The organism is Lysobacter panacisoli (assembly GCF_009765165.1).
GTDB lineage: Bacteria > Pseudomonadota > Gammaproteobacteria > Xanthomonadales > Xanthomonadaceae > Lysobacter_J > Lysobacter_J panacisoli.
Genome location: NZ_VLNU01000001.1, coordinates 2,986,160 through 3,009,509 on the forward strand (window position 1 = coordinate 2,986,160; position 23,350 = coordinate 3,009,509).

Annotated in this window: 21 protein-coding genes; 10 read left to right on the top strand and 11 right to left on the bottom strand. The window is 67.2% G+C overall.

What is annotated here, in order from left to right:
• Window positions 1–17 precede the first annotated feature (17 nt).
• The 9 genes from FOF45_RS13945 to FOF45_RS13985 all read right to left on the bottom strand — a co-directional run bounded on the left by FOF45_RS13945 (window position 18) and on the right by FOF45_RS13985 (window position 11,208).
• Window positions 18–1,454 (bottom strand): asparagine synthase-related protein, encoded by a 1,437-nt coding sequence (locus tag FOF45_RS13945; RefSeq protein ID WP_158985863.1) that lies wholly within the window; start codon window positions 1,452–1,454, stop codon window positions 18–20.
• Window positions 1,455–1,458: 4 nt separating this feature from the next.
• Window positions 1,459–3,723 (bottom strand): polysaccharide biosynthesis tyrosine autokinase, encoded by a 2,265-nt coding sequence (locus tag FOF45_RS13950; protein WP_158985865.1) that lies wholly within the window; start codon window positions 3,721–3,723, stop codon window positions 1,459–1,461.
• A gap of 127 nt (window positions 3,724–3,850) precedes the next feature.
• Window positions 3,851–6,265, bottom strand: coding sequence for a UDP-N-acetylglucosamine 2-epimerase (locus FOF45_RS13955; protein WP_158985867.1), 2,415 nt, complete (start codon window positions 6,263–6,265; stop codon window positions 3,851–3,853).
• A gap of 272 nt (window positions 6,266–6,537) precedes the next feature.
• Window positions 6,538–6,972 carry a low molecular weight protein-tyrosine-phosphatase gene (locus FOF45_RS13960; RefSeq protein ID WP_158985869.1) on the bottom strand — a complete coding sequence of 145 codons (435 nt, stop codon included), beginning with the start codon at window positions 6,970–6,972 and terminating at the stop codon, window positions 6,538–6,540.
• Window positions 6,973–7,047: 75 nt separating this feature from the next.
• Window positions 7,048–7,914, bottom strand: coding sequence for a non-homologous end-joining DNA ligase (gene ligD, locus FOF45_RS13965; protein WP_158985871.1), 867 nt, complete (start codon window positions 7,912–7,914; stop codon window positions 7,048–7,050).
• A 27-nt stretch (window positions 7,915–7,941) separates the two neighbouring features.
• Window positions 7,942–8,838 (bottom strand): non-homologous end joining protein Ku, encoded by an 897-nt coding sequence (ku, locus tag FOF45_RS13970; RefSeq protein WP_158985873.1) that lies wholly within the window; start codon window positions 8,836–8,838, stop codon window positions 7,942–7,944.
• 129 nt (window positions 8,839–8,967) lie between these two features.
• Entirely contained in the window at window positions 8,968–9,489 is a 522-nt protein-coding gene (locus FOF45_RS13975; protein WP_158985875.1) for a hypothetical protein, read from the bottom strand.
• 188 nt (window positions 9,490–9,677) lie between these two features.
• Window positions 9,678–10,277, bottom strand: coding sequence for an NAD(P)H:quinone oxidoreductase (gene wrbA / locus FOF45_RS13980; RefSeq protein WP_158985877.1), 600 nt, complete (start codon window positions 10,275–10,277; stop codon window positions 9,678–9,680).
• Between the two features lie 229 nt (window positions 10,278–10,506).
• On the bottom strand, window positions 10,507–11,208 hold the full coding sequence (locus FOF45_RS13985; protein ID WP_158985879.1) for a pirin family protein: 702 nt from the start codon (window positions 11,206–11,208) through the stop codon (window positions 10,507–10,509).
• 125 nt (window positions 11,209–11,333) lie between these two features.
• Between FOF45_RS13985 and FOF45_RS13990 the strand changes: the two genes are divergently transcribed.
• The gene (locus FOF45_RS13990; RefSeq protein ID WP_158985881.1) at window positions 11,334–12,251 is read left to right on the top strand and encodes a LysR family transcriptional regulator; all 918 of its coding nucleotides are present in this window, start codon (window positions 11,334–11,336) and stop codon (window positions 12,249–12,251) included.
• 18 nt (window positions 12,252–12,269) lie between these two features.
• On the opposite strand, the gene ligD (FOF45_RS13995) is transcribed toward FOF45_RS13990, so the two are convergent.
• A complete protein-coding gene (gene ligD / locus FOF45_RS13995) occupies window positions 12,270–14,828 on the bottom strand; it encodes a DNA ligase D (protein WP_158985883.1) in 2,559 nt (852 codons plus the stop codon).
• Window positions 14,829–14,989: 161 nt separating this feature from the next.
• On the opposite strand from ligD (FOF45_RS13995), the gene FOF45_RS14000 reads away from it, so the two are divergent.
• The 4 genes from FOF45_RS14000 to FOF45_RS14015 all read left to right on the top strand — a co-directional run bounded on the left by FOF45_RS14000 (window position 14,990) and on the right by FOF45_RS14015 (window position 18,802).
• Window positions 14,990–15,619, top strand: a complete 630-nt coding sequence (locus FOF45_RS14000; protein WP_158987529.1) for a glutathione S-transferase family protein — start codon at window positions 14,990–14,992, stop codon at window positions 15,617–15,619.
• Window positions 15,616–16,398, top strand: coding sequence for a hypothetical protein (locus FOF45_RS14005; RefSeq protein ID WP_158985885.1), 783 nt, complete (start codon window positions 15,616–15,618; stop codon window positions 16,396–16,398). Before FOF45_RS14000 ends, FOF45_RS14005 begins: the two co-directional genes overlap by 4 nt.
• Before the next feature lie 183 nt (window positions 16,399–16,581).
• The gene (locus FOF45_RS14010) at window positions 16,582–18,177 is read left to right on the top strand and encodes a POT-type proton-dependent oligopeptide transporter (protein ID WP_158985887.1); all 1,596 of its coding nucleotides are present in this window, start codon (window positions 16,582–16,584) and stop codon (window positions 18,175–18,177) included.
• Window positions 18,178–18,196: 19 nt separating this feature from the next.
• Window positions 18,197–18,802, top strand: coding sequence for a rhomboid family intramembrane serine protease (locus FOF45_RS14015; protein WP_158985889.1), 606 nt, complete (start codon window positions 18,197–18,199; stop codon window positions 18,800–18,802).
• Between the two features lie 34 nt (window positions 18,803–18,836).
• On the opposite strand, the gene FOF45_RS14020 is transcribed toward FOF45_RS14015, so the two are convergent.
• The gene (locus tag FOF45_RS14020; RefSeq protein WP_158985891.1) at window positions 18,837–19,022 is read right to left on the bottom strand and encodes a hypothetical protein; all 186 of its coding nucleotides are present in this window, start codon (window positions 19,020–19,022) and stop codon (window positions 18,837–18,839) included.
• 218 nt (window positions 19,023–19,240) lie between these two features.
• On the opposite strand from FOF45_RS14020, the gene FOF45_RS18375 reads away from it, so the two are divergent.
• From FOF45_RS18375 to cfa, 5 genes are all read left to right on the top strand, one after another.
• Entirely contained in the window at window positions 19,241–19,963 is a 723-nt protein-coding gene (locus tag FOF45_RS18375; RefSeq protein ID WP_158985893.1) for a hypothetical protein, read from the top strand.
• 35 nt (window positions 19,964–19,998) lie between these two features.
• The gene (locus FOF45_RS14030; RefSeq protein ID WP_158985895.1) at window positions 19,999–20,277 is read left to right on the top strand and encodes a GNAT family N-acetyltransferase; all 279 of its coding nucleotides are present in this window, start codon (window positions 19,999–20,001) and stop codon (window positions 20,275–20,277) included.
• A 160-nt stretch (window positions 20,278–20,437) separates the two neighbouring features.
• On the top strand, window positions 20,438–21,151 hold the full coding sequence (locus tag FOF45_RS14035) for a pseudouridine synthase (protein ID WP_158985897.1): 714 nt from the start codon (window positions 20,438–20,440) through the stop codon (window positions 21,149–21,151).
• 80 nt (window positions 21,152–21,231) lie between these two features.
• Complete coding sequence (locus tag FOF45_RS14040; protein WP_158985899.1) at window positions 21,232–22,092, top strand: DUF3298 and DUF4163 domain-containing protein; 861 nt, start codon at window positions 21,232–21,234, stop codon at window positions 22,090–22,092.
• Window positions 22,093–22,170: 78 nt separating this feature from the next.
• Window positions 22,171–23,298, top strand: coding sequence for a cyclopropane fatty acyl phospholipid synthase (cfa, locus tag FOF45_RS14045; protein ID WP_158985901.1), 1,128 nt, complete (start codon window positions 22,171–22,173; stop codon window positions 23,296–23,298).
• Window positions 23,299–23,350 lie beyond the last annotated feature (52 nt).

Consider the following 23,350-nt stretch of genomic DNA (forward strand, 5'->3'; position numbering starts at 1 on the left):
ATCGCCTTCGGCTGTGGTCAGGCATAGGCGCGCAGCGGTTCGGCGACGTTCCCATGCTGGGTCGTCGCATTGCTGTCGAGCCACGGCAGGACGATCGCGAGCAGATAGAAGCGCGAGGCGTGGTACTTGTTGTCCAGACGCGAACGATTGCGGTCGAGCCATCCGACCGCACCCGGCAGGAAATCGCGCGAGCGTTCCGCGAAATCGCGGACGCGGTCGAAGCGGGTTCGCGCCAGGCCGCGCACGTCGAAACGGAAGCTGCCCTTGCTGCGAACGTAGGGCAGGTCGTCGAAGCGGCTGGCGATGTGCTCGCGGATCAGCAGCTTGTTGAGCTTGGTGATCGGGTCGACCTTCTGGTAGCGCGGCACTTCGCGATGGATCCACTCGCGCAGGTCGAGATCGCAGAACGGATAGGCTGCCTTCAGCGACAATGCCGCTGTGGTGTACAGGCCCTTGGCGAACGCACCCGCGGAGCCGGCGATCGACGTCGACATGTCGCGCCATTCCCACGGGCTGGTGGCTGAACCGATCTCGTCCTTGAACAGTTCCAGCCGCTGGCGCGACGCCTGTGCGATCTCGCGGCCGAACAGCTCGTCCACTTCGTCGTCGCCGAAGCGCGAGCCGGGGAAGACACGTTCGATCGGGTTCATGCGCAGCGTGCTGAGCAGGTAGCAGAGCTTGAAGCTGCGATCGACGCCCGGCAGTTCGGACAGTCGACCCGGTAGCGGCAGGTCGCGCGAGAGCCGACGGATCCAGTGCTGGCTGCGGCTCATCGGCGTGCCGAAGTAGCTGTCCGCGCCGAGTCCATCGATCACGCCGTCGCCGCCGTGGCCCGCGATCTCGGTGCCCAGGTCCACGCATGACAGCAAGGCGAAATCCGCGGTGAGCAGCGGCATGCGATCGACCACGGCGAGGTAGCGGTCGTACGCGCGCGCGGGATCGCACACCAGCGATTCGTGGCGCAGGCCGAGCGTGCGTGCCACGTGCGTAGCGGATGCGACCTCGTCTTCCTCGGTGCCGCCGAGATAGGTGATGCAGGTCGTGTCCGGGCGCGCATCGGCGATGGCGATGGCAAGCGTGGTCGAATCCTTGCCGCCACTCTGCAGCAGCCACGGCGAGCGCATGTCGTGGCAACTGCGCTCGATCGCCTGACACAGCAGGCGGTGATAGCCGGCCACCCAGTCCTGTTCGGATCTCGGATGCTCGGGGACTTCGCCCGCGTTTCGGAACTTGAAGTGGAAGTGCGGCGCGGTGTGCATGTCGTCGTGCGGGCAGAAGCCGAACGTGACGAGGCGGACACCCTCGTAGATCGAGTACGGCGGATACACGAAGGCGTTGCGCAACAGGTCCGCGACCGACACCGGATCGACCGGCGGGCGTGGCCCACCGTTGCGCATCAGCCGCGAGAAGTCCGGCGTGCCGTAGTAAGGGGACATGGTGATCTGTGCGCGCATGGGATCACCGTGCCGGGGCCGGATCACGCACCGGCTGGTAGTCGTAATAGGTGTACGCGTACTGGCCAGAGCCACGCTTCTGCACCGCGTTGAAGATCGCGCCGCGCACTTCCACGCCGTTCTGCTCGAGGCGTTGCTTCGCAAGCGCGATCTCGCGCTGCTGGTTGAGGCCCCAGCGCACGACCATCAGGCAGGTGCCGATGTGGTGGCCGATCACCGCCGCGTCGGTCACCGCCAGCACCGGCGGCGTATCGATCACCACGATGTCGTACTTCGGGGCGAGGCTGTCCAGCAGCGCGGTGAATCGCGGATGCATCAGCAGCTCGGACGGATTCGGCGGCACCGCGCCGCGCGAGATGAACGACAGGTTGTCGGTGCCCGGCACCGTGCGCACCGCCGTCGTGGCATCGATCTGGCCCGAGATCAGCTCGGACAGGCCATTCTCCGAACGAGTGCCCAGTGCCTGGTGCAGCGTGCCGCGACGCATGTCCGCGTCGATCAGCAGCACCCGCTGGCCAGCCTGCGCGATGGTCACCGCGAGGTTCGCGCAGACGAAGGTCTTGCCGACACCCGGACTCGGCGCAGCGATCATCAGGATGTTGTTCTTCATCTCGAAACGGGCGAAGTGCAGGCTCGTGCGCAAGGTGCGCAGCGCCTCCATCGCAAGGTCGGACGGCGAGCGGAAGGCGAGCAGGCGTTGCTTGCCGTCGCGGCGGCGCTGGCCCGGCTGCGCCGCGATCTGCTTGCCCTTGGCGCTGAAGGGAATCGACGCATACACCGGCAGGCCGAGCAGTTCGATGTCCACCGGATCCTCGACGCCGCGGCGGAACATCTGCCGGGTCAGGACGAAAGCGACCATCAGCATCGCGCCGAGCAGCGTGCCACCGGCGATGACCAGCAGCGGCTTCGGCCACGACGGGCTGTCCATGTTGACGTCGGCCGGGTCGATCACCCGCGCGTTGCCGACCGCGCTGGCGGCGGCGATGTTGAGCTGCTGCGCCTGGTCGAGCAGGTTCGCGTACGTCTGGTTGATCACCTCGACATCGCGGTTCAGGCGGAACAGACCCTGCTGGGTATCGGGCAGGTTGCCGATGCGTCCGGAGATCTGGTTCTTCTTCGCTTCGAACTGGCCGATCTGGCGCATCAGAGACTGATACACCGGATGCTCTGGCGTGTACTTGCTGGCGATGTCGGCGCGCTGCACCTGCAACTGCTGGATGCTCGTTTCCAGCGCAACGCTCTGGTCGAGCAGCGCCTTGTTCTGCATGCCGACATCCATCGTCTGGGTGCGCGACTGGAACTCGTTGAGGCGCTGCTGCGCGTCGGCGAGTTCACGGCGCACCTTGGGCAGCTGTTCGGTCACGAACTGCAGGCGCTTGGCCGCTTCGGCCGAATTGCGCGCGACGTTCTGGCGCACGTAGGCCTGGGTGAGCTGGTCGAGCACCTGCTTGGCGCGCAGCGGGTCGGCGTTCGCGTAGGTCAACGCGATGATGCCGGAGTTGCGACCCTGCTCGGTGACCGTGATGTCGTTCTTCAGCTCCGACATGATCGCCATCGAGTTCAGCCGCTTCACGTCGAAACGCGTGCCGGGATTGGCGACCAGGCGTTCGACTTCGAGCGTGATGCCGCGGCCGTTGCTCGCGACCTGCCCGACGCGACCTTCGAGCAGCGTGTTGCCTTCCGGATCGAGTAGTTGGTAGCGGCCGCGCTCACCGGCGACGAGCTGCAGGTTGATGCCGGTGAGCTGTTCGGGAAGATCGAAGCGACCGATGCCGATCTGCTCGCCGCCCCAACCGTAGCTGGCAAGACCGAGGAACGGCGGCGCGAGATCGCCCGCGTCCAACCGCTGCTGCGCGCGCGCGACCATGTCGCCGATCACCGGCATGCGCACCGGGCGTGCGACGGTGTCGAGGTCGAGGCGTTCGATCGCTTCACCAAGCACGCGACGCGAGGTCAACAGCTGCGTTTCGGTCGCGGCAGGTGCGTCGACAATGGGCGGCGCCGGCGTGTTCTCGTGGTTCGACAGACCCGGCACGGTCGGCGGGCGCGCTTCCACCTGCACGACGGCGTTGGCCTCGTACTTGGGGGTCACCAGCAGCACGTACACCGTGGCGGCGACGAAGAACGCGAGCGTGCCGACGAGGATCGCCCACTTGTTGTCGTTGAGCGTGGAGACGAGGGTCGGGATGTCTATGTCGTCATCACGGACCGCGGTCGCGGCAGGCGCGGTGTAGGCGGGGTCCGCCCGGGAAATCACGTGAGTGCTCATGGTTCGTCACCGTAGGGAGTGGGCAGGACAGGCGGGAGCGCACACAGGGACGTCGCGCTCCGCATGGTTCGCAGCCAGGACCGGACGGTCGTCGGCAGGTAACGCAACGGTCTCGCGCACGCACGGGTCATGTGACCTCCCAGGCGTGTCGCGTTCCGGACTGGTTTGGCGAACCTGCGTCGCGCGACGGAGTCGTGGATGCATGGGCTGCGGAACGCAGGCCCGCCAAGGCATCGGCGACGCGATTGGACGCGTCGCCCGTTTGGTTGGAAGCGCCCGTCTGCGCGGAAGCGAACGGTGCGCGATTGGGTCGCCCCGCTTCAAGCAGGCGCTGCACGTCGACGGCGATCTCGTCCGCGTTTCCGCCGAGCAGGTGCACGGTCGGGCGCACGCCTTCGGGCAGGTGCAGCGGTTCCATCGCCAGCAGCGGGACGTCCATCGCGCAGGCTTCGCTGTAGAAGTGCGGCGCGATGTACGCCAGATGCGCGCGGCCGAGCAGGAACACGCCCGCGAGATAGTCCGGGGCGTCGATGCGGTGCAGGTTCGGTGTCGGTAGGCCATTGACGGCAGTCGCGACGCAGACCACGTCGAGGTCCGGTCGCTGCGCGGCGACCTCGCATGCGGCGACCATCAGCGAGTCGGCGTGCACGTCTTCTTCGTCGCGCGGCATGACAAGCAGCAGCGGCTGTCCGTCGCGCAGGAAGGCGAAGCGTTCGGCGAAATCGCGGCCGAGGTCGCTGTCCGGGTGCAGGTCCTGCAGTGCGGAATGGAGCGTGTCGAGCGCCGCGCCGCCAGTGACGATGACGCGATTGGCGGGCACGCCCTCGGCGACGAGCTGGCGACCGGTCGACTGGTCGGGCGCGACGTGCAGCGATGCGAGCGCGCGCGCGATGCGCCGGCCCGGATCGTCGGCGGATGTCGGCGCACCCGCACTCTGTCCACCGTCCACGCACACCACCGGGACCTGGTGGTAGTGCGCGGCGAGCGTCGCGGCCAGCGTGGCCGGCGCATCGCCCGGCACCACCACCAGGTCCGGCTGCACCCGGGTCATCACATCCTTCATGCCGCCGAGCGCGCTGGAGGTGACCTGCACGGGATCCTCGCTCGCCGCGGGTACCGCCAGATGCACGTCGGCCGAGAGGTCGAACAGATGCAGCACCTGCGGCGTGTCCTGTTCCGCATCGACCGACACGCACACCGTGGTCTCGAAACGTTCGTCGCGTACGAGTCGCTGTGCGAGCGGCGCCATCTGCACCGCGTCCGGCGAATCGGGCAGCACGCACAATGCACGTACAAGCGTCGCCGGCTCACCGTCCGCGGCAGGTGCGGCGTCGATCAGCGATGCGGCCGAGGGCAGGGCGATGCCGGCGCGCGTGGGCATGTCGTAGTAGCGATCGTCGTCCTCGTCATCGAATCGTGCGAGCCCGGCAAGGAAGGAGATGCCGTGGTTCGTCGTGAGCGGAGCCGGTGGCGGCGTCGGCACTGGTCTGGCTTCACGCGTCGGCCAGCGCCCGCGCATGCGCATCAGCGCCTTCGGCACCCACCACACGTGCAGGGCGAGCACCAGCACGAACGCGGCCAGGCCCAGCGACTGCGGCACGTTGCGCAACGCGAAGCCGAGCAGCAACAGCAATCCGGCGATGCCGACCATGCTGGCCAGCACGATGCGCGGCGGCATGCCGGTGTCGCACAGCAGATGGTGCAGGTGCTGGCGATCGGCGCGGAACGGCGAGCCGCCGGAGCGGATGCGGCGGTACATCACCGCCAGCGTGTCCATCACCGGCAGCGCGACGCACCAGAGCACGTCCGGCGGCGACATGCGGCCGACGTTCGGATGGCTCATGTAGACCAGCGCCCACGCCATCAGGAAGCCGATCAGTGTGCTGCCGGCGTCGCCCATGAACACCTTGCGTCCATCCGGCCAGCCCATGTTGACGAACAGATAGGGCACCAGCGCCGCGAACAGAACCTGCAACATCAGCAGCACGCCCGGTGCGGACCAGGGCGCCTGGTTGAACATGCCGATCGCGACGATGCACACCATCGCCATCGACGCCGCGAGGCCGTCGATGCCATCCATCATGTTGAACGCGTTGATCAGGCCGATCACCGCCACGATCGTGAACGGGATGCCGAACAGGCCAAGATCGATGTGGCGCGTGCCGATGATCTCGCCCAGGTCGCTGACGTAGAAGCCGGACATGAAGATCACGAGGCCGCAGGCGCCGGCTTCGATCAGCAGGCGCGAGGTCACGCTGAGGTCGCTGGCGTCGTCGAGCGCACCGGCGGCGACAATCAGCACGCTGCCCGCGAGCAGGCTGGTGACGAAGCCGTCGAAGTAGCCCAGGTAGCTCAGGCCGACGAGCGTGCCGAGGAAGAAGCACAGCCCGCCGATCAGCGGGATGCTCCCGCGATGGCGCTTGCGCGCGTCGGGCCGGTCCACCAGTCCGATCTTCCTCGCCCACGGGCGCATCGAGAAGATCGCGAATAGCGTCACGGCCAACGCGATTGCGCTGGCAGCTACCAGCTTGGGGTCCGTCATGCACGCACCTCGGATCAGAACGTGGGGTGTTGGATTCCGTGTGCGTGTGCACTTACGACCACCAACTGCTTCGGCATGAAGGCATCGCGTTTCATGTTCCTGTTTCGATGCCATGCCTCCGTGCGCGAACGAATCTATGGAGCGCGACTTGATGAAGAGATGAAAATGAGCAGGTTCACCGCAGTGAACTTCATCATCGCGATAGGTTGTGTTCAGATGAATGAATCAATTCACTGCTCGAGCACAACGCTGAAGCGAATGGAATGTGCGTGTCACAGTTTCGTTTGCCATTCGCTGTTACATGTATCGAGCGAGTCGTATGTCGCATCGAAGCAGGAAATGTCGCGACCGTAAGGGTCGTCGATATCTTCGCCACCGTTCCAGTGCGAGAACATCAGCACGCGACCGCGCAGCACTGGGCACGACGCGAGCGTCGCGGCGACCTGTCGCTGCTCCATCGCGAGCACGAGGTCGAAGCGCTGCAACAGTTCGCGCGTGGCCTGTCGGCCGATGTGCGCGGCCGCGCTCAAGCCGTGTTCGAGCAGTACCTGTTGTGCTTTCGGATCGACGGGCGAGCCCTGCATTGCGGCGAGCCCGGCGGATTCGACGACGATGTCGTCGCGACCCAGGCGGTGGCGCAGCATGGTTTCGGCCATCGGACTGCGGCAGATGTTGCCCTTGCAGATGATGAGCAGGCGAAATGTCATCGTTTCACGCTAGCAGATGACATGCGATGGGCTACGAACCCGAAGTTCACGCGTGTAGTCGCAAGGGTTCGACGTTCAGCCGGGCTCGTTCGGCAACGTCTGGCGTACGCGCGCGAATCCACTCCACGGCTCACGGCGCAGCAACCGCGCGCGGCGCAAGGCCTTGCGCAGATCGAATGCCGCTGGCTCGCGCACGCGGCCAAGATCGTCCCAGCTCAGCGGCATCGCCACGGGCGCGCCGGGTCGTGCGCGCAGCGACCAGCCGGTGACGCTGGTCGCGCCGCGCGCGTTACGCAGCCAGTCGATGAAGATGTGGCCCTCACGCGCCGACTTGCTCGCGGTGGCGACGAATCGCTCGGGCGATTTCGCCACCAGCGACTCGGCGAACGCATCGCTGAATGCTTTCACCTGCGTCCAGTCCGGGCCGCGCCTGATCGGCACCACCACGTGCAATCCCTTGCCGCCAGACAGTCGCAACCAGCTGCGTAGTCCGCGCGCGGCGAGTTCGTCGCGCACCTGGCGCGCCGCGGCCTTCACTTCGTTCCAAGCGATGTCCGGTGCGGGGTCCAGGTCGAACACCAGCCGATCCGGGCTTTCGACATCATCGATGCGCGCGCCCCATACGTGGAACTCGAGCGTGTTCATCTGCACCAGTTCGAGCACGCCCTCGATGTCCTCGACGTAGAGGTAATCGCCTTCGCCTTCGAGTTCGCGCAGGCGGATCGCGTGGACGTGTTCGCCCAGCGAATCCGCGTGGTGTTTCTGGAAGAAGCAGTGGCCGTCGGCGCCATCCGGGCAGCGCACCAGCGAGAGTGGGCGCTGGACGAGTTCGGGCAACAGCCATCGCGCGACGGCGCGGTAATAGTCGGCCACTTCGCCCTTGGTGATGCCCGCGCCGGCGAACACGACGCGGTCGGGACTGGTCAGCCGGGGCGTCGTCATGCGTCGGCGCGGCGATGATCGTGCGGATCAGGCCGACTTGCGTCCGGTGCGTTTGCGCGCGGTCGTCGTGGTCGTCTTCTTCGCGGGTGCCTTCTTGGCGGCCTTCTTGGCCGGCGGAGGCTTGCCTCCCTTCTTCTCCAGGCTGCGCTTGAGCAGGTCGGCGAAGTCGATGACGTTGGTCGCGGCGTTTTCCGGCAACGATTCCTCGGCAGCCGGCTTGCGCACCACATGCTTGGACTTGACCCGATCCTCGATCACCTTCGTCAGGCGGTCGCGGAAATCGTCCTTGTAGTCCGCCGGATTCCATTCCGAGCTCATCGACTCGATCAGCTGCTTGGCCATGTCGACTTCGCGCGCGGTGATCTTCCACTTCTCCATGCCGCCTTCGGGCAGCTTGTATTCCTCCGGATCGACCAGCTCCTGGGCGAAGCGCAGGATCAGCAGCAGCAGCGCGTCGTCGCGCGCGACGACCGCGGCGAGGTATTCGCGCGTGCGGATGACGACGCGGCCGACGCCGGCCTGGCCGGTGCGCTTGAGCACTTCACGCAACAGCACGTAGCCCTTCTCGGCCTTCTTGCCCGGTTCGAGCACGTAGGGTTTCTCGAAGTATTCCGGCCCGATCGACTCCAGCGGCACGAAGGTGTCGATGTCGACCGTTTCCTTGTGGTCGGGCGAGGCGGCGGCGATGTCCGACTCCTCCAGTACGACGTAGCTGCCCTTGTCGTACTCGAACGCCTTGACGATTTCCTTCCACGGCACTTCCTCGCCGGTCTCGGCGTTGACGCGCTCGTAGCGGATCGGGGCGTTGTTGCGACTGTCGAGCATGCGGAACGACAGATCGACGCGACGCTCGCCGGTCATCAGCTTGATGGGGATGTTGAGCAGACCGAACGACAGCGTTCCGGTCCAGATGGGGCGGGCCATGAGACACCTCTCCCGGCTGCGATTCTCGGGGCGGGGACAGGAACTTTCCGGCGAGGCGCGTTGGCGGGCGGTGAAAACAGCCGCCCCGGCGTGGCCGGGGCGTGAATGCGGGGGGCGATGGCGGGGCGGTCAGGCCAGGCCGGCGCCCGGCGTGGCGGCCCTGCGGACGCCGCGCATGCGCCACAGCTGCCAGATGGCTCCGATCAGATAGGCCACGAAGGCGGTACCGATCGGGCCGAACAGGCGCGGGTCTTCCGGGTTGGCCGCGTACGGCGCACCCAGCGGGATGCGGGTCAGGGTTTCGACCGACGCCGGGATGAAGTGGAAGAACAGCGCGGTCAGGTTGGACAGCACCGCCACATAGCCAGAGAAGCGGCCGAAGGCGTTGCGGCGGTCGGCGAGCCACGCCAGCGCCAGCACGCCCAGCGTGATCAGGCTCAGCACGTGCGGCACGCCGAATCCGCCGTGGCGGAAGATGAAGAGGCCGGTGAAGGCCGCGCCGACGGTGAACCAGAAGAAGGTCGTACCGGCCGTGGTGTCCAGGCGGATTTGGCGATGGCGGAACAGTGCGACGAAGCCGGCGAAGAATCCGACCAGTGCGATCAGCGTGTGCAGCGCACCGAAAGCGGTGATGTTCAGCAGTTCGAGCATGGCGTCACCTCGTGAGGAATGCGGGACGGTTCAGATCTCCGGAACACGGAACACGAACAATCCATCGCACTCCCCGGGACCGCACCTCCAAGGATGCAGTGGCCGGAGGCGGCGGTGATCGCCACCGATCGGATCGATGGCCCACCGGTCGCGGGCCGGCGTCGCGTGGACGCCGGCCGCGATGGCGATCAGCCGTGCAGGCGGATCGCGGTCTCGGCGACGACGCGGCCCTGGTAGCGGGCACCGTCGAGTTCGTTCTGGGTCGGCTGGCGCGAACCGTCGCCGCCGGCGATGGTGGTCGAGCCGTACGGCGAACCGCCGGTGACTTCGTCCAGGCGCATCTGGCCGGCGTGGCCATAGTCCAGGCCGACCACGACCATGCCGAAATGCAGCATGTTGGTGATGATCGAGAACAGCGTGGTTTCCTGGCCGCCGTGCTGCGTGGCGGTGGAAGCGAAGGCCGAGCCGACCTTGCCATGCAGCGCACCGCGCGCCCACAGGCCGCCGGCCTGATCGAGGAAGTTGGCCATCTGCGAGGACATGCGGCCGAAGCGCGTGCCGGTGCCGATGACGATGGCGTCGTAGTTGGGGAGATCGTCGATGGTCGCGATCGGCGCGGCCTGGTCGAGCTTGTAGTGCGAGCGGCGTGCGACGTCTTCCGGTACCAGTTCCGGCACGCGCTTGATGTCGACCTGCGCACCGGCGCCTCGCGCGCCTTCGGCGATCGCCTGCGCCATCGTTTCGACGTGCCCATAGGCGGAGTAGTACAGGACCAGGATCTTGGCCATCGGTGTTCCTCGATGCAGTTGGGGATGGATGTCCGCCCCTCGTCGCCACGATGCGGGGCGTGAGGGGAGGTGGATTGGATGGGGTTGCTGTTGTGCTTGCGCTTTCCCTCTCCCCTTGCGGCGACCGCAGGGAGTGCAGAGCTGAGAGGGACAGGCCACCGCAGGTGGCCAGGGAGAGGGGTAGGGTGCGCACTACGCGCGTACCCCTCTTCCGGCGCTTGAGCAAAACTTACGGCGCGCTGTCGACCAGCACGACCTCGGCGTCTTCGATCGCCTTGACCGTGATCGCACCTTCGTTGCGGATCGCTGCGCCGTCGCGCGCTTCGAGGCGCACGCCGTTCACTTCGATCGCACCCTTGGCCGGCACGAGGTAGCCGTAGCGATCGCCGCCGAAGTCGTACTGCGCCGATTCGCCCGCGGCGAGGTTCAGGCCCAGCACGCGCGCGTTGGCGCGGATCGGCAGGGCGTCTTCGTCACCGGCGATGCCGCTGGCGAGGGTGACGAAGCGCCCGGAGCGGTCGCCCTTCGGGAAGGGCTTGCTGCCCCAGGTCGGAGCGCCGCCGCGCGCATCGGGGATGATCCAGATCTGGAAGATGCGCGTGGTGATCGGCTCCAGGTTGTATTCGGCGTGCTGGATGCCGGTGCCGGCGCTCATCACCTGAACGTCGCCGGCCTCGGTGCGGCCACGGTTGCCCAGGTTGTCCTGGTGCGTGATCGCGCCGTCGCGGACGTAGGTGATGATTTCCATGTCCGAATGCGGGTGCGGCGGAAAGCCGGTGTTGGCGGCGATCGTGTCGTCGTTCCACACGCGCAGGGCGCCCCAGCCCATGCGGGCCTGGTCGTGGTAGCTGGCGAACGAGAAGTGGTGCTTGGCATCGAGCCAACCGTGGTTGGCTCCGCCGAGGGAGTTGAACGGGCGACGCTCGATCATGGCCTTGCTCCGGAAGTGGTGGAGGAGTGGCGCCAAGATAGGCGTCCCCGGTAGTCTTGAGAATGGAACGAATCGAATATGATCGTTTCCATTCCTTGCATGATCACGACGGAGCCACAGCGACCATGAAACTGCCCGACCTGGAAGCCTGGGCGATCTTCGCCAAGGTCGCCGAAACCGGCTCGTTCGCGCGCGCCGCGGGCGAGCTGGGCCTGTCTCAAGCGACCGTGTCCAAGGCCATCACGCGTCTGGAAACGCGGCTGAAGACGGTGTTGTTCCATCGCACGTCGCGGCGCATGTCGCTGACCGAAAGCGGGCGCGGCGCGCTGGAACGCGCCAGCCGCATCCTCGCCGAGGGCGAGGCGGTGGAGGCCGAGGTCACCGCGCAGGCGGCCAGCCCGCGTGGACAGGTGCGCATGGCGGTGCCGATGTCGTTCGGCATCGAACACCTCGCGCCGGTATTGCCGGATTTCATGGCGCGCCACCCCGACGTGTCGCTGGAGATCGATTTCGACGACGGCATGGTCGATCTGGTCGGTGGCGGTTTCGATCTCGCGCTGCGCATTTCGGCGCTGGCCGATTCGAGCCTGCTCGCGCGCCGCCTGTGCGGCGTGCGCGTGCTGCTGGTGGGGGCGCCCGAGTACCTGGAACGCAATGGCCGCCCGCGCCATCCGCGCGAACTCGCTTCGCACAACGCGCTGTTCTACACGCTGTCGCGCTTCGGCAGTGCGTGGCGATTCCACCATCGCCGCCACGGCGATTTCTCGATCAGCGTGCCGGCGCCACTGCGCGTCAACAACGCCGAGGCGCTCAATCCGGCGCTGTTGGCTGGGCTCGGGTTGGCCCTGCAGCCGGAGTTCCTGATCTGGCGCGAGCTCAAGGCGGGCAAGCTGGAAATCGTGATGCCGGACTGGTCGCCGCCGCCGATCGCGCTGCACGTGGTCACACCGCCCGGACGCGTGCGCCCGGTGCGCGTGCAGGTGTTGATCGAACATCTGGTGAAGAAGTTCGAGAAGGCGCCGTGGGCAGAGCGCGAGGGCTGATGGTCGCGCGTCTTCGTTTCATTCCGCACCGGCGAAGCTCGCCAGGTTCTGCCTGAGTTTTGTCATGCCGGCCCACGGATCCTTGCGCCGTCGCTTCAGGCGCTCGGGAACATCCGCGAGGGTGAAGGCGTCGCCGCGCTTGAGCGCGCCCAGTTCGTTCCACGCCAGAGGCATCGCCACCGGAGCGCCCGGACGTGCGCGCAACGAGTATGAGGCCACGGCGGTCGCACCCCGGCCGTTGCGCAGGTAGTCGACGTAGATGCGCTTGTTGCGCAGCCGCTTGCTCGCGACCGAGAGGAAGCGATCGGGCTCGGACTGCGCCATCACTTCCGCGAAGCTCTGCGCGAACCGCTTGACCAGTGTCCACTCGTCTACAGGGGCCAACGGCACCACCACATGCAGGCCCTTGCCGCCGGTGGTGCGCAGGAAGGATTCCAGTCCGATCTCGTCCAGTCGTCGGCGCACGTCGAGCGCGGCGCGCTTCACTTCCGCGAACGGAACATCGGGGCCGGGATCGAGATCGAACACCACGCGGTCGGCGCGATCGGGATCGTCCGCGTGCGCACCCCAAGGGTGGAATTCCAGTGCGTTGAACTGCACCAGTTCCATCAGCGCGGCGGCATCGTCGACGACGAGGTAGTTGGCATTGTTGCCGGTCTCTTCCTTCAGCCGAACGAAGCGCACCAGCTCCATGCCGGGCGTGTGGTGTTTTTGAAAGAAGCACGCGTTGGCGGTGCCGGATGGACAGCGGATGATCGACAGCGGCCGTCCGGCGATTTCCGGCAGCAGGTGGTCCATCACCGCGGTGTAGTAGTTGGCGACGTCGAGCTTGGTGTAGCCGTCGTCGGGATAGAGCACCTTGGTAGGGCTGCTGAGTTTCGGCGGCGTGCGCGCGATTGGCTTGTTCAATCGGGGCGCCGTCTTCTTCGTCGCCTTGCCGCGCGTCGTGGCCGCATTCGCCTTCGTCGCGCCGCGCGATCCGCTGTCGCTGTCGCGCAGGTCATCGACCGATTTATCGTCGCGCACCGCCTTCAGCGACGGCTGGCGCAGCAGTCCCTGTCCGCCGACGCCGCGGAAGTTCACCTCGACCACGAAGCGCGGATCGAACCACTGCGCGCTGCGCAGGTCGGTGTCGTTCTCCGGCACGAACACGGTCGGTTCCTTGCGGCCGGCGCGACCGATGCGGCGGGTGAGTTGCTTCAACAGTTCGTCGGAAAAGCCACTGCCGACGCGGCCGACATAGCGCCAGCCGTGCTCTCGGTCGGGCGTGGCGAGCAGCAGCGAACCGAAGCCGCTGCGACTGCCCTTGGGCGCGGTATACCCGACGACGGCGTATTCGTCGCCGTGCAGCGCCTTGGTCTTGCGCCAGTCGTCGCCGCGGCCGGGATGGTAAGGACGGTCCGCGCGCTTGGAGATGATGCCTTCGAAATCCTGCTGGCTGGCCAGCGCGAATGCCTCCTCGCCGTCGCCGACCGCGTGCGAGCTGTATGACAGATGGCGCGTGCCGTCGCCGAGCACGTCCTGCAGCAGCGCCTTGCGTTCGACGAGTGGCGCGTCGGCGATGTCGATGCCGTCGATGTGGAGCAGGTCGAAGAGCGCATAAGAGAGCGAGCCCATCTTCTCGCCCGACAGCGTGGCCTGCAGCAGGTTGAAATCCGCGCGCTTGCCGGTGCCGGCGATCAGCTCGCCGTCGAGTGCCGCCGATTGCAGGCCGAGGGCTTCGATCGCGGCGGTGATCTCCGGCACCTTGGCGGTCCAGTCCAGCGCGTTGCGCGACCACAGCCGCGCCTTGCCCTTCGCGACCGTCGCGACGATGCGGTAGCCGTCCCACTTGATCTCGTGCAGCCACTGTTCGCCCTGCGGTGGCGCATCGCCCAGGCGCGCAAGCTGCGGCGCGAAGAACTCCGTCGGCGCGGCGGCCTTGCGCGCGCCAGGCAGCTTTGCCGCACGTTTCGCCCAGTCGCGCTTCTTCGTTCCGGCCAGCACGGGCACGCCGGTGCGCGACTTGCGCACGGCCTTGCCGCGACCGGCGCGTTTCGCGTCTTCTTCTGGAGGCGGCGTGACATCGGCGAGTAGGTCGTCGGCCTCCAGCGTGCCGGCATATTCGTCGCGATCCTTGAACAGCAGCCACTGCGGCTGGCGCGCGGCCTTGCCCGAGCGCACCAGGTGCCAGCCGCCCTTGAGCTTGTCGCCGAACAGTTCGAAATGCAGGTGGCCCTTGGCGAGTTGCGCTTCGGGATCGTGTTCGGTCGACCAGACGCCGTGGTCGAACTGCGCGACGTGGCCACCGCCGTAATGGCCCTTCGGGATTTCGCCTTCGAAGCCCGCGTAATCGACCGGATGGTCCTCGACTTCCACCGCCATGCGCTTGACCGTCGGGTCGTAGCTCGGACCTTTCGGCACCGCCCAGCTCTTGAGCGCGTCGCCGATTTGCAGACGGAAGTCGTAATGGCGACGGCTGGCGTGATGCAGCTGCACGATGAAGATCGCGCGCTTGCCCTGCGGCAGGCGCTTGCCGGGCTCCGGTTCGCGGGTGCCGGAAAATTGACGCTTGCGGCGGTATTCGGCGAGGCTCATTGGCACGACGCGCGGAGCAGGGGGCTCCACCATCCGACGGAGGCGGTGGACGCGATGCGAAAGCCGCGACGGCGATAGCACTCTACGCGCGTGTCACACGATTGGCCTGCCCGGATGGCGTAACGCATGCCATCATTCGACCCTCGCAAGGGGGAATGCGCATGTACAGCCTGTACTACTCGCCGGGGGCGGCGAGCCTGGTCGTCCATTGGTTGCTAATCGAACTCGGCGTGCCGCACGAACTGCGCCTGGTCGATACGCAGGCGAAGCAGCAGAAGAGCGCCGAGTACCTCGCGCTCAATCCCAATGGCGTCGTGCCGACGCTGATCGACGGCGGCACGCCGCTGTACGAAGCCGCCGCACTGGTGCTGCACCTGGCCGACCGCCATGCCGATGCCGGTTTCGCACCGCAGCCCGGCGACGCACAGCGCGGCGCCTACCTGCAGTGGATGTTGAACCTCGCCAACACGCTGCAGTCGCCGCTGCGACTGTGGTGGTATCCGCAGGACATCGACGAATCGCTCGCGGACGCCGTCCGCGACGGCGCGCGTCGCAAGATCGAAGCGACGTGGGATCGCCTCGACGCACATCTCGCCGCGAACGGGCCGTACCTGCTCGGCGAACGCCTGAGCGCGGCCGACTTCTACCTGGCCATGCTGATGCGCTGGACCCGCAGCATGCCGCGTCCGGGCCATGAGTGGCCGCACCTGGCGGCGCTCGCGCAGCGCATGAAGGCGCGACCGTCGTTCCGCACCCTGTACGAACGCGAGGGATTGACCGAATGGGCATGACCGCATCCCGCTGGCGCATTGCCGTTCCGTGCCTGCTTGGCCTGCTGCTGGTCGCGGGCTGTAAGGAAGTGCAGGACATCCGCGAAGAGATGGGCTGGAGCAAGCAGCGCGAAGCTCCGCCGCCGCCGCCGGTGGTCACGCTGGAAACGCACTGGCTTCCGTCCGACAGCGTCGTCGACGGACAGTCGCAGGCGCAGTGGGTCGTGCGCTGGTGGCAGTGGGCCGGACGTTTCGGCGACGAGGCGCCGTACGCGGACCAGGACGGCAGCCGCTGCGCGATGCACCAGGACGGGGCGGTGTGGTTCCTGGCCGGTACCACCGGTCGCGGCGATGCCGTGCGCAACTGCACGATCCCGGCCGGTCGCCACGTCTTCGTCCCGCTCATCACCTGGGCGATCGACGGTGGGGATGCGGGCGGCGGGATGTCCTGCGAAGAAAAGCAGGCCGCGAGCGCGCGCCTGGCCGATCACGTGAACACGGGCCTGGTGCTGATCGATGGTCGTCCCGTGGGCCAGCTGCAGCGCATGCGCGTGGCCGCCGGCGACTGCTTCGCGCGGTCGCCCGACCTGCCGGCGTCGTCGAGCGACGGCTACTGGCTGATGCTCAAGCCGTTGCCGCCGGGGCCGCACCAGCTCGCCATTACCGCCGCATACAAGGAAGGGCCGCGCAGCATGATGCAGAACTTCCGTTACGAGCTCGACGTGCAGGGCGATCCGGACGTCTCCGACGGTGACGAGATGGTGCTCGACGACGCTGCCGAGACGGCCGCGACACCGTGAACACGCCGGGCGGCGGGCGCGACGCGCCGCCGCCCGCGACGGCGCCAACCGCGGAATCAAGCACTTCGCTTGCCGGCATCGCCTTGCTACTCTCCGGGCACGGCGGAGGCAGGCCACGGCCCCTTCGCTGATTTTTTGCCCACAGGACGGATTCCGGGCGATCACCAGCACAGGCAGGACCGGATGACGATTTCCGCAAGCGCAGCAGCCACCGATACCCGGGCGCCACTTCCGCGCCAGATTCCCTACATCATCGGCAACGAGGCCTGCGAGCGCTTCAGTTTCTACGGGATGCGCAACATCCTGGTGCAGTTCCTGGCCAGCAGCGCGATGCTCGCCTACCTGCCCGAGGCCGAGCGCCAGGGCATGGCCAAGGAGGTGTTCCACACCTTCGTGATCGGCGTGTATTTCTTCCCGCTGCTGGGCGGCTGGCTGGCCGACCGGTTCTTCGGCAAGTACAAGACCGTCATGTGGTTCTCGCTGATCTACTGCGCGGGCCACGCGTGCCTGGCGATGTTCGAGAACAATCGCAGCGGCTTCTATACGGGGCTGTTCCTGATCGCGCTGGGATCGGGCGGCATCAAACCGCTGGTGGTGTCCTTCGTCGGCGACCAGTTCGACCAGTCGAACAAGCACCGCGCGCGCAGCGTCTTCGACGCGTTCTACTGGATCATCAATTTCGGCAGCTTCTTCGCTTCGCTGCTGATGCCGATCTTCCTGCGCAGCTACGGGCCGGCGATCGCATTCGGCATCCCCGGCGCGCTGATGTTCGTCGCCACCTTCATCTTCTGGCTGGGCCGCAAGCAGTACGTGAACGTGCCGCCGACCGCGGCCGATCCGAATTCGTTCCTGCACGTGGCGCGTACCGCGCTGCTGGCGCAGGCGCCGGGGCAGGGACGTCCGGGGCTGGTGGTGGCGGCGATCGGTGGCGTGCTCGCGCTGGGCGCGCTGCTGCTGATCCCGCAGCTGGGTTTCGTGATCTGCGCGTGCCTCGCGCTGGGCCTGGTCATCGCCTTCGGCGGCATGGGCACCTCGATGCAGCTGGATCGGGCGCGCGGCCGCCATCCGGATGCGTCGGTCGATGGCGTGCGCGCGGTGCTGCGCATCCTGATCGTGTTCGCGCTGACCACGCCGTTCTGGTCGCTGTTCGACCAGAAGGCGTCGACGTGGGTGCTACAGGGCAACAACATGGTCATGCCGCACGACGCGTGGTGGTGGCCGAGCTGGCTGGTCAAGGACGCCGCGCAGATGCAGGCGCTGAACCCGGCGCTGGTGATGCTGATCATCCCGTTCAACAACCTGGTGCTGTACCCGGCGCTGGCGCGCATGGGCTTCAATCCGACGCCGCTGCGGCGCATGGGCGCGGGCATCGCGTTCTCGGGCGTGGCGTGGATCTTCGCCGGCCTGCTGCAGCTGTGGATGGACGGCGGCGATCCGGTCTCGCTGGCGTGGCAGATGCTGCCGTACGCGCTGCTGACCTTCGGCGAGGTGCTGGTGTCGGCGACCGCGCTGGAATTCGCCTACAGCCAGGCGCCGCAGGCGATGAAGGGCGTGATCATGGCGTTCTGGTACCTGGCCAGCACGTTCGGCAACCTGTGGGTGCTGCTGACCAACGCCGGCGTGCGCAACGAGACGGTGACCTCGCATATCGGCGCGACCGGCCTGAGCGAGAACGCCTTCCTGATGTTCTTCTTCGCCGGCTTCGCGTTCCTCGCGGCGGTGGCGTTCGCGCTGTACGCGCGACGCTATCCGATGCAGGACAACTACCGCACCGCGTGATGCGCAGGGGATCCGAGCGATGCTGACCTTCCTGCTGATCGGCGTGACCGTGCTGGTGTCTTGGCTGGCGTTCGAGCGGCCGCGCCTGCTCGACCGCCTGATCCTGTGGCCGCCGGCGATCGACCGGAAGAAGCAGTACGACCGGCTGGTGACCCACGGCTTCATCCACGCCGACTGGACCCACCTGCTGTTCAACATGATCACGCTGTACTTCTTCGGTCGGCAGATCGAAGCCGTGATGGCGAAGCTGATCGGTCCGGTGGGATTCGTGCTGTTCTACCTGTCGGCGATAGTGATCGCGATCCTGCCGACCTACCTGCGCCACCGGCACGATCCGCACTACCGCAGCCTGGGGGCATCGGGCGCGGTGTCGGCGGTGCTGTTCGCCTACATCCTGCTGGCGCCGTGGACGCTGATCTTCGTGTTCTTCCTGCCGATGCCCGCCATCCTGTACGCGGTGATGTACGTGGGGTATTCGTTCTGGATGGACAAGCGTGGCGGCGACAACATCAACCACAGCGCGCACCTGTCGGGTGCGGCCTACGGCGTGCTGTTCATGCTGCTGATGGAACCGCGCATCGGCGCGGTGTTCCTGCAACGACTGATGAGTCCGTCGTTCGGGTGACGCAGGGCGGGGCGCGAAGCCCCGCGTTCGTGCGTCAGGCGGCGCGCAGGCCGGCTTCGGCGGTGGCTTCGCCGTAGGCCTGGATCAGGCGGTTGTAGACCTCGGCGTCGATCTGGGCGGTCTCGATCGAGTCCTGCTTGCCGTTGCGCGCCAGTTCGTACAGGCGCGACATCAGCTGGTCGTCGCTGACGTGGTCGAGGGTCAGGTGATGCACGTTCATGGGATGTGCTCCGTAAGCGTGAAATCCGGTAATTGATCACGCAGATTCCGTGCCATACGTCGCGACGGGCTTCCGGCTGGAGCAGGGTGACGCGACCGGTCACACCTGGTCGCTGCGGGTTGGGTCGACTGACGCGACGGGTCGCCCGGTCCGATCACTTGGCATGAATGTCGCGCGTGTTATCCCGACCTCACCCCCGATTGCCCAGGAGTCCAGGCATGGCGATGAGGAAGGCCGGCAAGACCACCGCCCGCAAGTCCACCGCGAAGAAGGCCGCGGCCCGCAAGACCGCGAAGAAGGCCGTGAAGAAGGCCGCCAAGAAGTCGGCCCGCAAGGCACCGGCGAAGAAGGTGGCGAAGAAGACCGCGAGCAAGGCCGCGAAGAAGACCACGGCTCGCAAGGTCGCGGCGAAGAAGGCCACGAAGAAGACCACGGCGCGCAAGACCGCCGCGAAGAAAGCGACCCGCAAGGTCGCGAAGAAGGCCGTCGCCAAGAAGGCGGTGAAGAAGGTCGTGCGCAAGGCCGCGTCGAAGAAGGCCGTTCGCAAGACCGCGAAGAAGACCACCGCCCGCACCGGAACCGCCCGCAAGACCGCGGCGAAGCGGACCGCATCCAAGGCCACCGCGCGCAAGGCGACGGGTCGCAAGACGACGACTGCCGCCCGCAAGCGCACTCGCACCGCGAAGCCCAGGATCACCCCCGAGCAGGCCCTGGCCAACACGCTCGAACTGCTCGCCGCCAAGCACGAGCGCGACCATCAGCCGCAACCGTGGCAGCAGCTCGATCCGCAGCAGACCCACGCGCCCAAGCCGGGCTTCCAGTCCGACAGCGCCTCGGCGAAGGCCAACGAGCTGCACGCGGCCGAAACCCGGATGCAGGCCATCCAGGGCCACATGGGCAGCCAGGACCGGCGCAACCAGGGCAAGCGCGATGCGCGCTGAGCGATGATGGCCACTCCTCCCGCACAGGCCCGCGCATGACCACGCACAACATCCAGCACGACGCCGCGACGGGCGTCTTCAGCACCACGGTCGACGGCGAGATGGCCGTGCTCGAGTACCACCGCGAAGGCGAGCACATGGTCATCGTCCACACCGGCGTGCCCGACGCGATCGGCGGTCGCGGCATCGCCGGCGAGCTGGTCCGGGCCGCGTTCGAGTACGCCCGCTCCCAGGGCTGGCACGTCCGCCCCAAGTGCGCCTACGCGGCCGGTTGGGTGGAGCGTCATCCCGAGTACAACCAGCTGCTCGGCTGACCCCACGGAGGTGGCTTCCTGCGCGGCAGGCGCCCGCAGACAGTCCGCGCAGGATGCCGCCTCCACCCCCGCGCGACACCGGAATGCTGCGCGCGGGCCGCAGGTGTGACAGCATTCGCGCCCCATCCCCCGAACCGCGGCGCCTCCGGCGCCGGCCCGCATGCGCCTGAACAAGCACATCAGCGACACCGGCTTCTGCTCGCGACGCGAGGCCGACCGCCTCATCGCCGAAGGCCGGGTCACGGTCAACGGCCTGCGCGCCCGCGTCGGCGCCGAACTGGGCGAGGGCGACCAGGTACTGGTCGACGGCCAGCCGCTGAAGGTCCGCACCGCCGCCAAGGGCAAGCGCCAGCACGTCTACATCGCGCTCAACAAGCCGGTCGGCGTCACCAGCACGACCGAGTCGGGCGTGAAGGACAACATCGTCGACTTCGTCGGCCACGAGCGCCGCATCTTCCCGATCGGCCGCCTCGACAAGGATTCCGAAGGGTTGATCCTGCTCACCAGCAACGGCGACATCGTCAACGAGATCCTGCGCGCCGAGAACAAGCTGGAAAAGGAATACCTGGTCGCGGTCAACCACGCCGTCACCGACGAATTCCTGCGCGGGATGGCGCGTGGCGTGCCGGTGCACGGGCAGATGACGCTGCCGTGCCGGACCGGCCGGCTGGGCAAGTTCGGTTTCCGCATCGTGCTGGTGCAGGGCCTGAACCGGCAGATCCGCCTGATGGCCGCGCACTTCGGCCTGCGGGTGAAGCAGCTGCTGCGCGTGCGCATCGGCAACGTCAAGCTCGGCCACCTCAAGCCGGGCCAGTGGCGCAACCTGACCGACGCCGAACTGCAGGGACTGTTGCCCCAACGCGACCAGTGGTGAGGACGCCTGAGTGGTGAAAAGGCTGTGATTCGGGCATCACGCCCGCGTCGCTAACCTTTCGCCATGACAAGGGATTGCCCATGAAGCGACTGTTCTGGCTGTGTGCGTTGGCGGTGGCATTGGCGGCCTGCCAGCGAGAATCTCCCGCCCCGCCGTCAACCACGACTCCAGGCGCCGCTCCGCAGACCGCACCGGCCGCGCCGGACGCCACCGTACCCGCGACGCGACTGGACGACGTCTCCGAATCGACCGCGGACTACATCATCGGCATCAGCTATCAGGTCTCCACCGCGCGCTATCCGGGACTCGCGGCGGAACTGAAGCGTTACGCCGACAACGCTCGCGCGGAACTGATCGAAGCGGCGAAGGCGCGTGCCCAGCCGGGCGGCGCGACCAGCGCGCCGTACGACCTCTCGCTCACCTTCACCGACGTCATGGAAACGCCATCGGTGGTCGCAGTGGCAGCCGACGGCAGCAGCTACACCGGCGGCGCGCACGGAGCACCGCTGATCGCGCGCTTCGTCTGGCTGCCGCAGACTGGGCGCCTGTTGACCTCGCGCGAGCTGGTGCCCGGCGCCGACGGCTGGAAGGTGATTTCCGACTACGTGCGCGAGCAGTTGCACGCCGCGCTGTCGCAACGCGTCGATGCCGACGCGCTGCCGCCGGAGGAACGCGAGGAGGTGGTCAAGAACGCCTCGCGCATGATCGACGACGGCACCCAGCCGGATCCGGCCGACTTCGCCCTGTTCGAACCGATGGCCGCGCCGGACGGGCGCCTGGCCGGGCTGCGTTTCGTGTTCGCGCCGTATCAGGTTGGACCGTACTCGGACGGCACCCAGACCGTCGAAGTGCCCGCCGAGGTGCTGCTGCCGCACATCGCCCCCGAATTCAGGACGCTGTTTGCCGCCCCCGCCCTGAACAGCGCTGACGCTTCGCGCTAGCATCAAGGTTCATCCTGTCCGCACGACGCGGACGCCGGTCTGGAGCCGGCATCGTTCGTCCACAGCCGCGGGGTCGCCATGTCCGCATTGCGCAGTCGGGTCGAGCAGTTGTTGTCGTTGGCCGATATCCGCGTCGGCGGGGATCGGCCCTGGGACGTGCAGGTCGGCGACGAGCGCTTCTACGCGCGCGTGCTGGGGCAGGGGTCGCTCGGACTGGGCGAGTCCTACATGGACGGCTGGTGGCGCGCGCCGTCGCTCGACGAGTTCCTCTACCACGTGCTCGCCGCCGACCTCGACCAGAAAGTGCGCGGCGTAGGCGTGGCGATCGACGCGCTTTGGGCGCGCCTGCGCAACCTGCAGAGCCGCGGACGCAGCTTCCAGATAGGTGAGCGCCATTACGACCTCGGCAACGATCTCTACCGCGCCATGCTCGGGCAACGCCTCGTGTACAGCTGCGCCTACTGGCGCGATCGTTTCGGCCGCGCGCTGGACGACCTGGACGCGGCGCAGGAAGCCAAGCTCGACCTGGTCTGCCGCAAGCTCGGCCTGCAGCCCGGCATGCGCGTGCTCGACATCGGCTGCGGTTGGGGCGAAGCGCTGAAGTTCGCCGCGGAACGCTACGGCGTGAGCGGCGTCGGCGTGACCGTCTCGCGCGAGCAGGCCGCCTACGCACGCGAGCTGTGCGCGCACTTGCCGATCGAGATCCGCCTGCAGGATTACCGCGAACTCGACGAACCGTTCGACCGCTCGTTCTCGCTGGGCATGTTCGAGCACGTCGGCGTGAAGAACTACCGTACCTACTTCGAAGTCGCGCGCCGCTGCCTGGACGACGACGGCATGTTCCTGCTGCACACCATCGGCACCAACCGTTCGGTGCACCACACCGATCCGTGGATCGCCAAGTACATCTTCCCCAACTCGATGCTGCCCTCGGCCGCGCAGATCACCGACGCGAGCGAGGGCCTGTTCGTGATGGAGGACTGGCATAACTTCGGCACCGATTACGACCGCACGCTGCAGGCGTGGCGCTCCAACGTCGAACGCGCGTGGCCGGACCTCGATGAGCGCTACGACGAACGCTTCCGCCGCATGTGGCGTTTCTACCTCGCTGGTTCGATGGCGGCGTTCCGCAGCCGCCATGCGCAGCTGTGGCAGGTCGTGCTGTCGCGCAATGGCGTGCCGGGCGGGTACGTGGCGCCGAGGTGAGGTCTCCCGTCAACTGCGAGAGGGTTATGGCTCGTCATTCCCGCGAAGGCGG